10 protein-coding genes are annotated in these 12,715 nt (G+C 72.0%); 2 read left to right on the plus strand and 8 right to left on the minus strand.

Features of this window, described 5'->3' with window-relative positions; genetic code table 11:
* Positions 1-5: 5 nt before the first annotated feature.
* Entirely contained in the window at positions 6-791 is a 786-nt protein-coding gene (locus VNT59_RS08945; protein WP_325497983.1) for a GntR family transcriptional regulator, read from the plus strand.
* A 17-nt stretch (positions 792-808) separates the two neighbouring features.
* Here the strand turns inward: VNT59_RS08945 and VNT59_RS08950 are convergent, their stop codons facing one another.
* The 7 genes from VNT59_RS08950 to VNT59_RS08980 form a co-directional block, all read right to left on the minus strand.
* On the minus strand, positions 809-2,002 hold the full coding sequence (locus VNT59_RS08950) for a CaiB/BaiF CoA-transferase family protein (RefSeq protein WP_325497984.1): 1,194 nt from the start codon (positions 2,000-2,002) through the stop codon (positions 809-811).
* 8 nt (positions 2,003-2,010) lie between these two features.
* A complete protein-coding gene (locus VNT59_RS08955) occupies positions 2,011-3,174 on the minus strand; it encodes an acyl-CoA dehydrogenase family protein (protein ID WP_325497985.1) in 1,164 nt (387 codons plus the stop codon).
* A gap of 126 nt (positions 3,175-3,300) precedes the next feature.
* Positions 3,301-4,989: a methyl-accepting chemotaxis protein gene (locus tag VNT59_RS08960; protein WP_325497986.1), complete on the minus strand. Its 1,689-nt coding sequence runs from the start codon at positions 4,987-4,989 to the stop codon at positions 3,301-3,303.
* A 344-nt stretch (positions 4,990-5,333) separates the two neighbouring features.
* Positions 5,334-5,828: a GNAT family N-acetyltransferase gene (locus tag VNT59_RS08965; RefSeq protein ID WP_325497987.1), complete on the minus strand. Its 495-nt coding sequence runs from the start codon at positions 5,826-5,828 to the stop codon at positions 5,334-5,336.
* Entirely contained in the window at positions 5,825-7,186 is a 1,362-nt protein-coding gene (locus tag VNT59_RS08970) for an MFS transporter (protein ID WP_325497991.1), read from the minus strand. Before VNT59_RS08970 ends, VNT59_RS08965 begins: the two co-directional genes overlap by 4 nt.
* 228 nt (positions 7,187-7,414) lie before the next feature.
* Positions 7,415-8,221: a 3-hydroxybutyrate dehydrogenase gene (locus VNT59_RS08975; RefSeq protein ID WP_325497988.1), complete on the minus strand. Its 807-nt coding sequence runs from the start codon at positions 8,219-8,221 to the stop codon at positions 7,415-7,417.
* Positions 8,218-9,729 carry a class I adenylate-forming enzyme family protein gene (locus VNT59_RS08980; RefSeq protein ID WP_325497989.1) on the minus strand — a complete coding sequence of 504 codons (1,512 nt, stop codon included), beginning with the start codon at positions 9,727-9,729 and terminating at the stop codon, positions 8,218-8,220. Before VNT59_RS08980 ends, VNT59_RS08975 begins: the two co-directional genes overlap by 4 nt.
* A gap of 176 nt (positions 9,730-9,905) precedes the next feature.
* Here VNT59_RS08980 and VNT59_RS08985 point away from each other — a divergent pair, with 176 nt between their 5' ends.
* Positions 9,906-12,119 carry a 3-hydroxybutyrate oligomer hydrolase family protein gene (locus VNT59_RS08985; protein WP_325497990.1) on the plus strand — a complete coding sequence of 738 codons (2,214 nt, stop codon included), beginning with the start codon at positions 9,906-9,908 and terminating at the stop codon, positions 12,117-12,119.
* A 12-nt stretch (positions 12,120-12,131) separates the two neighbouring features.
* Here the strand turns inward: VNT59_RS08985 and VNT59_RS08990 are convergent, their stop codons facing one another.
* On the minus strand, positions 12,132-12,695 hold the full coding sequence (locus VNT59_RS08990) for a LuxR C-terminal-related transcriptional regulator (RefSeq protein WP_325497992.1): 564 nt from the start codon (positions 12,693-12,695) through the stop codon (positions 12,132-12,134).
* Positions 12,696-12,715: the final 20 nt, after the last annotated feature.

Here is a 12,715-nt window from a genome sequence, read left to right on the forward strand (position 1 = left end):
CGGGCGTGCCGACCCGCGGGCCGGCCAAACCGGCGCAGCCGCGCTATGCCTGGTTGCGCGAGCGCATCCTGAAGGACATCGCCAGCGGCAAGTACGCGGTCGGCTCGCTGCTGCCGCCGGAAAAGCAGCTGGCCGAAACCTACGGCGTCAGCCGGCACACGGTGCGCGAGGCCACGCGCAAGCTGGCCGACAGCGGCCAGATCTCGCGCCAGCCCGGCCGCGGCACGGTGGTCTGCTCCACCACCGAACCGCGGCCCTACGTCGCCGGCCTGGGCACGGCGCAGGACCTGGTCGCCTACACCGCCGCCACCCGGCTGGAGGTGCTGGGCTCGCGCCACCTGGTGGCGGACGCGGCCCTGGCCGAGGCGCTCGGCTGCGAGGAAGGCTCGCGCTGGCTCGAGGTGGAGGCCTTCCGCCACGCCCTCGAAGGCGGCCCGCCGATTTCGTTCACCCGGGTCTACCTGCGCCCGGAATTCGCCGACATCGTGATGCGGCTGCGCGGCCGCCACATGAGCATCTACTCGATGCTGGAACAGCACCACGCCCAGAAGATCGACGCCGTGCGCCAGCGGATCGAGGCCACGCTGATGCCGGCCGCCGCCGCCCGGCTGCTGGGAGTGCCGGCGCGCAGTCCGGCGCTGCACATGCGCCGCTCGTATCTGGACCGCCAGGGCCGGGTGCTGGCCCTGTCGGCCAACCTGTACGCGGCCGAGCGCTTTCGGCTGGAGACCTACTGGAGCGGGCAGCACGGCGCGCCGGCGACGCCGGGCGCGAACCAGCGCGGCCCGTGACGCCCGCGGCGGGGCCTTCAGATCGCCCCGCCGGCCCGCAGCTGCGCGATCTGCAGGTCGCTTCGTCCCAGCTCGCGCAGGATGTCGCGCGTGTGCTCGCCGACGGCGGGCACCGGGTCCATCCGGTAGTCGAAGCTGCTGACGCGCCCGGGCGGCAGCAGCGCCGGCACCGGCCCGGCCGGCGTGCCGACGGTCGACCAGCGCTGGCGGGCGGCCAGCTGCGGGTGCGCCCACAGGCCGGCCATGTCGTTCATGCGGGCGTTGGCGATCTGGGCCCGGTCCAGCCGGGCCACCAGTTCGGCGGTCGACAGCGCCGCCAGCGCCTCGCGCACGATCGCGCCGAGCTGGTCCCGGTGCTGGTTGCGGCCGGCGTTGCTGTCGAAGCGCGGGTCGGCCGCCAGCGCCGCGTCCTGCAGCACCACCTCGCAGAACATCTTCCACTCGCGCTCGTTCTGCAGCCCCAGCACCACGGTGCCGCCGTCGTTGGCGGCGAACGGCCCGTAGGGGTAGATGGCGGCGTGCGCGGCGCCGGTGCGCGGCGGCGGCGCCGCGCCCTCGAAGGCGTAGTACAGCGGGTAGTTCATCCACTCGGCCAGGGCCTCCAGCATCGACACGTCGATGTGGCTGCCTTCGCCGGTGCGCCCGCGCAGCAGCAGCGCCGACAGGATGCTGCTGTATGCGTACATGCCGGCGGCGATGTCGGCCACCGAGATCCCGGCCTTGCTCGGCGCCTGCGGCGTGCCGGTGATCGACAGGAAGCCCGCCTCGCTCTGGATCAACAGGTCGTAGGCCTTCTTGTCGCGGTACGGGCCGTCCTCGCCGTAGCCCGAGATGTCGCACACCACCAGCCGCGGATGCCGCGGGTGCAGGCTGGCGTAGCCCAGCCCCATGCGCGCGGCCGCGCCGGGCGCCAGGTTCTGCACCAGCACGTCGGCCTTCGCCAGCAGCTCGCCCAGCACGGCCAGTGCCTGCGGCTGCTTGAGATCGAGCGTGAGGCTCTCCTTGGAGCGGTTGGTCCACACGAAATGCGAAGCCAGGCCCTTCACGCGCGCGTCGTAGCCGCGCGCGAAGTCGCCGGCGCCGGGCCGCTCGACCTTGATCACGCGGGCGCCGAGGTCGGCGAGCTGGCGGGTGCAGAACGGCGCGGCGATGGCGTGTTCGAGCGAAACCACGAGGAGGCCGTCGAGCGGCCGGGTCTGGCTGGCGGTCATGGAGGCGGTCAGAAGGAGCGCGGCAGGCCGAGCAGGTGCTCGGCCACGTAGCTCAGGATCATGTTGGTGGACACCGGCGCGACCTGGTACAGCCGCGTCTCCCGGAACTTGCGCTCGACGTCGTACTCGTGCGCGAAGCCGAAGCCGCCGTGGAACTGGATGCAGGCGTTGGCCGCCTCCCACGAGGCCTTGGCCGCGAGGTACTTGGCCATGTTGGCCTCGGCGCCGCAGAGCCGGTGCGCATCGAACAGCTCGCAGGCCCTGAAGCGCATCAGGTTGGCCGCCTCGACCTCGATGTAGCTCTCGGCGATGGGGAACTGCACCCCCTGGTTCTGCCCGATCGGCCGGCCGAACACCACCCGTTCGCGGGCGTAGGCGCTCACCTTGTCGATGAACCAGTGGCCGTCGCCGATGCATTCGGCGGCGATCAGGGTGCGCTCGGCGTTGAGGCCGTCCAGGATGTACCGGAAGCCCTGGCCCTCCTGGCCGATCAGGTTCTCGGCCGGGATCTCCAGGTTCTCGAAGAACAGCTCGTTGGTCTCGTGGTTGACCATGTTGGCGATCGGCCGCACCGTCATGCCGCTGCGCTCGGCCTGCCGCAGGTCGACCAGGAAGATCGACATGCCTTCCGACTTCTTCGTCACCTCGGCCAGCGGCGTGGTGCGCGCCAGCAGGATCATCCATTCGGAATGCTGGACGCGCGAGATCCAGACCTTCTGGCCGTTGACCACGTAGCGGTCGCCCCGGCGCACCGCGCTGGTCTTGATCCTGGTGGTGTCGGTGCCGGTGGTCGGCTCGGTCACGCCCATAGCCTGCAGCCGCCATTCGCCCGAGGCGATCTTGGGCAGATACAGCGCCTTCTGGGCCGGGGAGCCGTGGCGCAGCAGCGTGCCCATGTTGTACATCTGGCCGTGGCAGGCGCCGGCGTTGCCGCCGCTGCGGTTGATCTCTTCCATGATCACCGACGCCTCGGCCAGCCCGAGCCCGGAGCCGCCGTACTCGGTGGGGATCAGCGCGGCCAGCCAGCCGGCCTTGGTCAGCGCGGCGACGAACGCCTCCGGGTAGGCGCGCTGCTGGTCGATGCGGCGGTGGTACTCCGGCGGGAACTCGGCGCACAAGGCCCGCACGGCGTCGCGGATCTCCTGGTACTGGTCGGCGGCGGTGTTCGGCATGGCGTTCTCTCGGCGCGGCCGGGATGCCGCGCCGGCCATTGTGGCATCGGCGCCGGCCGGCAGCGCACGCTCACCGGCGCCAGCACGGACCGTCGAGCGTCAACGCTGGTGCAGCCGCGGGGCCGCTCAGAACGCGGCCCAGTCCGCGTCCGCGGCCGCGACCTGCCGCTGGTGGCGCGCGCCGGGCTTGGCCGGCTGGCCCGGCTGCGGCAGGCGGGGCGGCTGCCCGCGCCTGGTCGCCGCCTGCGCCTGCCCGATCGCCTGCGCGGCCTGCAGATCGGCGTCGAGCCGGAACGCGCTGACCGCCGCCACCAGGCTGGAGGCCTGCTCGCGCATGGCCTGGGCGGCCGCGGCCGCCTCCTCCACCAGCGCGGCGTTCTGCTGCGTGACCTGGTCCATCTGGGTGACCGCCTGGTTGACCTGTTCGATGCCCGAGGTCTGTTCCTGGCTGGCCGCGGCGATCTCGCCCATGATGTCGGTGACGCGCTTGATGCTGCTGACCACCGCCTGCATCGTCTGCCCGGCCTGGCCGACGAGTTCCGTGCCGGCGCCGACCTTGCCGACCGAGTCGTCGATCAGCGCCTTGATCTCCTTGGCCGCCGCCGCCGAGCGCTGCGCCAGGCTGCGCACCTCGGCCGCCACCACCGCGAAGCCCCGGCCCTGCTCGCCGGCCCGGGCCGCTTCCACCGCGGCGTTGAGCGCCAGGATGTTGGTCTGGAACGCGATGCCGTCGATCACGCTGGTGATCTCGACGATCCTGCGCGACGACTGCTCGATCGCCCCCATCGTGCCGACCACCTGCTCCACCAGCGAGCCGCCCGCCACCGCGACTTCCGAGGCCGACTGCGCCAGCTGGTTGGCCTGGCGCGCGTTGTCGGCGTTCTGCTTGACGGTGCCGGTCAGCTCCTCCATCGAAGCCGCCGTCTCTTCCAGCGAGCTGGCCTGCTCCTCGGTGCGCTGCGACAGGTCCTGGTTGCCCGTCGCGATCTGGCCCGAGGCGGTGGCAATCGCGTCGGTGCCGCCCCGCACCTGCCGCACCAGGCTGGCGAGGTTGCCGTTCATGTGCTGCAGTGCCTGCATCAGCTGCCCGACCTCGTCGCGCGACTGGACCTGCACCTGGCTGGTCAGATCGCCGGCCGCCACCGCCTCGGCCAGCTGGACGGCCTGCCGCAGCGGACGCGTGATGCCGCGCGTCAGCCGCCATGCCAGCGCCACGCCGGCCAGCAGCGCCAGCACGGCGAGCCCGACGATCTGGGTCCGCCCGGCATGGAAGGTCTCGCCGATCGCCTGCGCCGTCGCGTCGATGCTGGACTTCTGCAGGTCGCGCATCTGCTCGATGCTGTTCACGTAGGCGTCCAGCAGCGGGATCAGCTTCTCCGTCTGCTGCGCCGCCTCGGCGTCGTTGCCGGCCGTCTTCAGCTTCAGGATGGCATTGCGCGCGGCGACGTAGCGCTGGCGCCGCTCGCCGATGGTCGCCAGCAGCGCCTGCTCCTGCGCCGAGTCGATGAGGGCCTCGAGCTTCTTCTGCGTCTGCGAAATGCTGGCCGAGGTCTTGTCTATCTCTTTTTGCAGGTAGCCCTGCAGCGCGGCCGCGTCGCTCTTGACCAGCGCCACCGTCCGCACGCTGTTGGACGTCGTGCCCAGCAGCCAGTCGTGCGCCAGCCGCTCCTTGACCAGGGCGTGCGCCGTCATGTCCTGCGTGGCCGTGCCCACGCGCTGCAATCCGAACACGCCCGTGGCCGCCAGCAGCGCCAGCAAGGCCAGGACGAGCGCGAATCCGGCGCCCACCCGGGTGCCAATCTTCCAGTTGTTCATGTCTTCCTCCTTGCGCGGCGGCGCAGCTCGCTGCCGCCGCGGTCCCCTTCCTGCTGCCTGTTCGCGCCGCCGACGGCGGGCGCGAACAGGAACGACTTGCGCACGCGGTGGCGTGCGTCAGGAAGCGGCGCAGGGAAAGTCAGGTGCCGGAAAGGCCCCTGCGTCCGTTGTGCGTCGTTGCGTAACCCGGGTTAGGTATTTTTGCCCCTGCCCGCCCCTGAACCCCTGTTATCGGCCTGGGACCGGCCTCCGACAGGGGGGCTCGGGTTAGTCCCTAGCCGAACGCAGGCGGATGGGAGCCGCCCGCCAGGCGGCGCGCCACCGGCGCAGCCGCCTCAGCCGCCTCAGCCGCGGTCGTCGAAGTAGCGCACGCCGGGCTTCAGTTCCTCGTAGATGAGGTAGTCGGTCGGCGCCATGCCCAGCGCGGCGTACGTGTGCTGCGCCACCATGTTCTCGCGTTCCACGTACAGCCGGAAGCCGCAGATGCCGGGCTCGCGGCTCGCGAGGTCGCGGATGAAGTCGTACAGGCGCCGGTAGACGCCGCGCCGGCGCCACCCGGCGACGATGTACACGCTCTGGATCCACCAGAACAGGCCGTTGCGCCAGTCGCTCCACTCGTTGGTGACCATCAGGCAGCCGATCACCCGCCCTTCGTGCTCGGCGACGGCGTAGAAGCCGAGCGAAGCGTCCGCCAGCAGCCGCCGCACGCCGGCGCCGACCAGTTCGGGAAGCAGCGCCTTGCCTTCGGTTTCGAGCGCCATGGCCCGGTTGAATTCGGCGATGGCGTCGGCATCGCGCGCCTGCGCCTTGCGGATGGTGACGAGGTCGGACTGGTTCATGCCGCTCCTTGGGGCTGGGGTTTGCGCGCCCGCGCCGCGCTGAAGACCGCGGAGACGGCCGCCAGCAGCGCGGCCAGGCCGATCGCCGCGCGGGGGCCGCGGCCGCCGGCCGTGCCGGCCAGCGAGAAGATCAGCGTCACCAGCACCGCGCCGGTGGTCTGGCCGGCGATGCGCGCCGTCGCCAGCATGCCGCTGGCGGCGCCGGCGCGATGCAGCGGGGCGCTGGTGACGATGGTGTGGTTGTTGGGCGACTGGAACAGCCCGAAGCCGAAGCCGCACACCAGCAGGCGCCAGGCGATCTGCGCGGTGGACGGTGCGCCGGCCATCAGGGCCAGCAACGCCAGCCCCACGCAGAGCAGCGCCAGGCCGGCGCCGGCCAGCGCGCCGCCGTGGTAGCGGCCGATCAGCGTCGCCGCCAGCGGCGCCGCGATCACGACGCCGCACGGCCACGCCGTGAGCAGCAGCCCGGCGTGCAGCGCGCTCAGGTGCCACACGTCCAGCATCAGGAACGGCAGCGCGATGAAGGTGAGCACCTGGGCCCCGAACGCCGAGATCGACGTCAGCATCGACAGGCCGAAGACCCGGATGCGCAGCAGGTCGACCGGGAACAGCGGCAGCGCCTCCTTGCGTTGGCGCTGCACGTAGAACGCGCCGATCGCCAGGCCCAGCGCGAGCACCGCCAGTCCCGCCAGCGGCGGCGCGCTGTGCGAGGACTGGCCCGGGCTGCCGCTGAGCATGTTCATGCCCACGAACATCAGCGCGAAGAACAGGACGTTGAGCACGACGTCCGGGATGCGCAGCCGCGCCGGCGCCGCGGCGCGGGCGACATTGCGCGGCAGGGCCCGGGTGCCGAGCGCGAGCAGCAGCAGTCCGAGCGGGATGTTCAGGGCGAACAGCCAGTGCCAGCTCGCGATCGACAGCACGCCCGCCGCCACCGACGGCCCGGCCACCGCCGACGTGGCGACGACCACGGAATTCAGCGCGATGCCGCGCCCCAGCATGCGGGCCGGATAGGTGAGGCGCACCAGCGCCGGGTTGACGGCCATGATGCCGGCGGCGCCCAGACCTTGCAGCGCGCGCGCCGCGATCAGCACCGGCAGCGAGGGCGCCAGCATGGACGCCAGCGAGCCGGCGGCGTAGACCGCCATGCCGACCAGATAGACCCGCCGGTAACTCAACCGGTCGCCGAGCGCGGCGCACGGCAGCAGCAGGGCCAGCGTGGCGATCTGGTAGGCGTTGACGACCAGGATCGAATCCGAGGGCGCCGCCCGCAGATCGCGGGCGATGCCGGGCAGCGCCAGGTTGATCATCGAGGCATCGAGCACCGTGAGCGTGATGCCCAGGATGATCACGAGCATCGCCCAGTAGCGGGCCGGGGCGGGCAGGCCGTCAGGCGCCGCGGCGGCGGTCGCGGCAGGGGTATCGAAGCTTGGCACGGTCAGTGAATGTACCCGCACCGTCCGCGCGCGCAAAAGCGCGCACCGGCGCCGCCGCAGCCTTCGGCCCGCGCCGTTCGAGCCCCGTCCGTCCGAGGTTGCGATCGGGCCGCCCCGCCGCGGTCGGCCCGCCGGGGGCGATCGCCAGCCCTACTGCGCCGTCCAGCCGCCGTCGACCGGGATCGCGGCGCCGGTGAGGTTGTGGGCCGCCGGCTCGCACAGCCAGCACACGACCCGTGCGATCTCGTCGGGCAGCGAAGTGCGCAGGCTCGGCTGCTTCTCCTTGAGCAGATCGCGCACCGCGTCCTCGCGGCCGACGCCGAGCGCGGCGGCCCGGGCATCGATCTGCGGCTGGATGATGGCCGTCTCGGTCCAGCCCGGGCAGATGCAGTTGACGGTGACGCCGCCGCTGGCGCGGCTGCCGGTGCTGGCGTACTCGAGCGCGGCGACCCGGCTCATGCCGACCAGCCCGAACTTGGCCGCCACGTACGGCGCCTTGTTCACCGACGCCACCAGCCCGTGCACCGAGGCGATGTTGACGACGCGCCCGTACCCCTGCTGCGCCATCTTCGGCAGGGCCAGCCGCATGGTGTCGAAGGCGGCCGACAGGTTGATGGCGATGATGTCGTCCCAGCGGGCGCGCGGCATGTCGGCCAGCGCGGCGGTGTGCTGGATGCCGGCGTTGTTGACCAGGATGTCCAGCGGCGCGGCGAGCACCGCCTCCATCAGCTGCTGCACGGCGCTGGCCTCACGCAGGTCGTGCGTGAACACCTCGACTGCCGGCGCGCCGCTGGCGAGCACGCTGGCCCGGGCCTGTTGGGCCTGCGCGGGAGTGGCCAGGCCGTGCAGCGCGACGCTGCAGCCCTGCCGGCCCAGCGCCTGGGCGATGGCCAGGCCGATCCCCTGGACCGAACCGGTGACCAGCGCGCGCCGGCCCTGCAAGCTCGCCTCACTCATCGTGGTTCTCCTTTCAGCTGCTCGCGCAGCGTCGCCTTCAGCACCTTGCCGTAGTTGTTCTTCGGCAGCGCGTCGACAAAGACGTAGCGTTTGGGCCGCTTGAAGCGGCCGATGTGGTCCAGGCAGACCGCATCGAGCGCCGCCGGGTCCGGCGGGTGGCCGGCCTGCGGCACGACGAACGCCACCACCACCTCGCCCCATTCGGGATCGGGCGCGCCGACCACCGCGACCTCGGCCACGCCCGGGGCCAGCAGCAGCACCTCCTCCACCTCGCGCGGGTAGATGTTGGAGCCGCCGCTGATCAGGACATCCTTGCTGCGATCCTTCAGCGTCAGAAAGCCGTCCGCGTCGAGCGCGCCCATGTCGCCGGTGAACAGCCAGCCGTCGCGGATCGCGGCCGCCGTCGCTGCCGGGTCGCGCCAGTAACCGGTCATCACGGTGTCGCCGCGCACCAGCACTTCGCCGACTTCGCCCACCGGCAAGGGGTGGCCCTCGGTGTCGGTCACGCGCACCTGCACCGGCGTCTGCGCCACGCCCACCGACGCCAGCCGCTGCGCGTGCCGCGGGTGCGCGCGGTCCAGCAGCTGCGATCGGGCCAGGGCCGTGATCACCATCGGGCTCTCGCCCTGGCCGTAGATCTGGACGAAGCGCGGACCCATCACCTGGATCGCCCGCTCGACGTCCGCGGTGTACATGGGGGCGCCGCCGTAGACGATGGTCTTGAAGCCGCTGCAGTCCGCGCCGGTGGCCTGCGCGTGCGCCACCAGTCGGTTGACGATGGTCGGCGCCGCGAAGAAGCACAGCCTCCCGACGCTGGCGGCCAGGCCGAAGATTTCCGCCGGATCGAAGGCGCCCGACGCCGGCACCACGTGGCGCGCGCCCGCCATCATGTGCGGGATGGCGTAGATGCCGGCGCCGTGGGACATCGGGGCGGCATAGAGGATGGCGTCGCCGGCCGCGACCGGGTCGACGTCGACGAAATAGGTCAGGCCCATCGTCATCAGATTGCGATGGCTGAGCATCACGCCCTTGGGCCGGCCGGTGGTGCCGCTGGTATAGAACAGCCAGGCCAGGTCCTCGCCCGCGCGGTCGACGATCTCGCACGGCGCGGCGGCAAGGAGCGACTCGTAGGCCGGACCGGTCGCGTCGATCACCCGCCCGGGGGCCGTCAGGCCGGCGCCGATGTCGGGCGTGACGAAGGCCCAGCTCGCCTGCGCATGGTCCACGATCCACTGCGCCTCGCGCAGGTGCAGCTTGGCGTTCACGGGCACCACCGCCAGGCCGGCCCACCAGGCGCCGTAGAGCAGCTCCAGATAGGTGGGATGGTTGTGCATGAAGATGGCGATGCGGTCGCCGGGCGCCAGGCCGTGCTGGCGGAACGCGGCGGCGAGCCGGGCGACCCGGTCGGCCAGGGCCCCGTAGTCGCGCAGCTGCCGCTCGCCTTCGAAGAGCGCCGGCCGGCGGGGATCGCACAGCGCGATGCGCTGGAGAGAATGCGCGAGATTCATCGCACGCGGAACGGGAATTGGGACGTCCCGGACGATAGCGGCCGGCCGGGTCCGGTGCCATAGCGTAGAAGCACGCGCTCGCTTTTCCCGATGGCGCCGCGGCGCGCCCTCACTACCCTGGCGCTCGGCCGCGTCGGCCAGGTTCCGGGACAGTCCGGGCGACATGGGAGACAAGGATGAGACGACTCTGGAAGAGCAAAGTGACAGTCGCCGCCGGCGCCGCCGTGCTGCTGGCGACCGGCTGCGGCGGCGGGGGCGGCTCGCCCGCGTTGAACGAGCTGCCCCCGGGCATCGGCAGCGTGGCCGGCCCGGCCAGCTACGACGGCGCGACGAACGACCTCCTCACCGCCGGACTGGGCAAGAGCGGCCTGGCCGGGGCCGCACCGGGCTTCGCCGACCCCGCCAATCCGACCGCCGCCGAGCTGCGCCGGCGCGCGATCTACACCAACTACCGCGCGGTGCTGGACATCACCGCCGCCGGTGGCTACGGCACGCTGTACGGCCCCAACGTCGCCGTCGACGGCACCGTGACGGCCTCGGAGGGCAAGATCGCGGGCAAGGAATACCTGGCCTATGCCGACGACGGCAGCGGCAGGAAGAACGTCACGCTGATGGTCCAGATTCCGGACAGCTTCGACCGCAACAGCCCGTGCATCATCACGGCGCCGTCTTCCGGGTCGCGCGGCGTCTACGGCGCCATCGGCTCGGCCGGCGAATGGGGCCTCAAGCGCGGCTGCGCCGTCGCCTACACCGACGCCGGCAAGGGCACCGGGTACCACGACCTGGCGGCCGACCAGGTGAACCTGATGGACGGCCGCCTGGTGGCGCGCTCGGCGGCCGGCAGCCTGGCGTCGTTCGCCTCCGACCTGGCCGGCGCGGCGCTGGCGGCCTTCAACAGCGCGTTCCCCAACCGGATCGCCTACAAGCACGTGCACTCCCAGCAGAACCCGGAGAAGGACTGGGGCCGGAATGTGCTGGACAGCGTCCGCTTCGCCTTGTGGGCACTCAACGAGCAACATGGCGCCGCCTATGGCGACAGCGGCCGCAAGCTCAGGACCTTCACCGCCGACAACACGCTGGTGATCGCCTCGTCGATCTCGAACGGCGGCGCGGAGTCGCTGCAGGCGGCGGAGCAGGACCAGGAAGGGCTGATCGACGCGGTGGCGGTCGCCGAGCCGAGCGCGCAACCGAACAGCATGGCCGGCGTGAGCGTGCAGTTCGCCGGCGCGCCGGTGGCCAATGCCGGCAAGCCGCTGATCGACTACTTCACCTACCGGATGCTCTACGAGCCGTGCGCGGCGATCTCGGTCAACGCCCAGGCGCCGAACGGCACCCGCCCCGGCTGGTTCGGCTTCGGCACCGCGCCGCTGGGCAGCGCGCTGACCCAGGTCGGCGGCCAGGAACTGCAAACGATCGCGGCCAACCGGTGCCAGAGCCTGGCGGACAAGGGCCTGGTCGGCGGAACGACGACGGCCCAGCAGGCCGACGCCGCGCTGGCCAAGCTGCAGGCCTACGGCTGGACGGATCCGCTGGGCAACGCCCTGCACGCTTCGCACTACCGGCTGGCCGACGTGTACGTCGCTTACGGCTACGTGGCGGCGTACGGCAGGTTCTCGGTCGCCGACAACGTCTGCGGCTTCAGCCTCGCCAACGTCGACGCCGCCGGCAACGTGGCGCCGCAGGCGGCCTCCAGGAACATCCTGTTCGCCACCAGCAACGGCCTGAACTCCGGCGGCGACGTGATTTACAACGACTCGGTCGGCGGCGCCAGGCTCTACCACCTGGGCGTGTCGCCGTCGACCAACCGGATGGACGGCGCGCTGGACGGCATGCTGTGCCTGCGCAACCTGGTCACCGGCGTCGACACCGTCACCGGGGCCGCGCTCCCGGCCGCGGTCCAGGCCGCCAGCCAGCGGGTCCAGTCGGGCATGCGCGAGGTGCTGCTGACGGGCGACCTGCACCGCAAGCCGGTCGTCATCGTCGCCGGACGCAGCGACACCCTGGTGCCGGTGAACCATTCGTCGCGCGCCTATGTGGCCTTCAACTCCAAGGTGGAAGGTGCCGCCAGCAACCTGCGCTACTACGAGATCGAGAACGGCCAGCATTTCGACGCCTTCCTGCCCAACGCCACCGGCGGCGGGGTGCAAGGGTACGACACGCTGTTCGTGCCGGTCCACGCCTACTTCGTCAAGGCGATGGACCTGATGTGGGCCCGCCTGAAGAGCGGCGCGGCCCTGCCGCCGAGCCAGGTGGTGCGCACGACGCCCCGGGGCGGCGCGCCCGGTGCCGCGCCGGCCATCACCAGCGCCAACGTGCCGCCGATCGCGGCCGCGCCCGCCGCCGGCAACGCGATCACCGCCACGGCAGGCACGATCGCCATCCCGCGATAGCGGCCGCCCCCCTCAGCCGCCGCCGACCAGCCGGGCCACCAGCTCGCCGTTGGTCGCGGCGGCGAATTTCTTCATCAGGCGAGCCCGGTGCGCCTCCACGGTGCGCGGGCTGATGCCGAGCGCGCGGGCGATCTGCTTGCTGGTGGCGCCGGTCGCCAGCTGCTGCGCGATCTCGCGCTCGCGCAGCGTCAGGCTGGCGGTCACCGGCCGGCGGCGCGAGATGTCCTCGAACATCCAGACCGCGCAGGCGAACGGGTTGAGCCGGTCCAGCGCGCGGCCCGCCACATGGCACCAGAACAGGGAGCCGTCCTTGCGCCGCATGATCCGCTCGTCGCTGTAGACGCCGGTGTCGCGCATCACGGGCAGGCCGAGGTTCCCCACGTGGTCGAACTCGTCCGGCGAAGGGTACAGCGGCGCCAGCGGCTGTCCCACCAGTTCGCCCGGCTCATAGCCGAACATCGCCGCGAAAGCTTCGTTGCAGACCGCCACCACGCGGTCCCGCGAGACGCACAGCCCGACCGGGGCCAGCCCGAAGGCCAGCTGCAGTGTCTGGAGGAGGTCGGCCTGGGCGCGCATGGGCGGATTGTGGCCGAAGA

This window comes from Ramlibacter sp. (assembly GCF_035554825.1).
In the GTDB taxonomy this organism is placed as follows: domain Bacteria; phylum Pseudomonadota; class Gammaproteobacteria; order Burkholderiales; family Burkholderiaceae_C; genus Ramlibacter.

Coding starts and splice junctions, on each gene's coding strand:
- VNT59_RS08950 (WP_325497984.1), bottom strand. CDS start 2,002: ATGACCGCCAGCCAGACCCGGCCGCTCGACGGCCTCCTCGTGGTTTCG.
- VNT59_RS08955 (WP_325497985.1), bottom strand. CDS start 3,174: ATGCCGAACACCGCCGCCGACCAGTACCAGGAGATCCGCGACGCCGTG.
- VNT59_RS08960 (WP_325497986.1), bottom strand. CDS start 4,989: ATGAACAACTGGAAGATTGGCACCCGGGTGGGCGCCGGATTCGCGCTC.
- VNT59_RS08965 (WP_325497987.1), bottom strand. CDS start 5,828: ATGAACCAGTCCGACCTCGTCACCATCCGCAAGGCGCAGGCGCGCGAT.
- VNT59_RS08970 (WP_325497991.1), bottom strand. CDS start 7,186: ATGCTCGTGATCATCCTGGGCATCACGCTCACGGTGCTCGATGCCTCG.
- VNT59_RS08975 (WP_325497988.1), bottom strand. CDS start 8,221: ATGAGTGAGGCGAGCTTGCAGGGCCGGCGCGCGCTGGTCACCGGTTCG.
- VNT59_RS08980 (WP_325497989.1), bottom strand. CDS start 9,729: ATGAATCTCGCGCATTCTCTCCAGCGCATCGCGCTGTGCGATCCCCGC.
- VNT59_RS08985 (WP_325497990.1), top strand. CDS start 9,906: ATGAGACGACTCTGGAAGAGCAAAGTGACAGTCGCCGCCGGCGCCGCC.
- VNT59_RS08990 (WP_325497992.1), bottom strand. CDS start 12,695: ATGCGCGCCCAGGCCGACCTCCTCCAGACACTGCAGCTGGCCTTCGGG.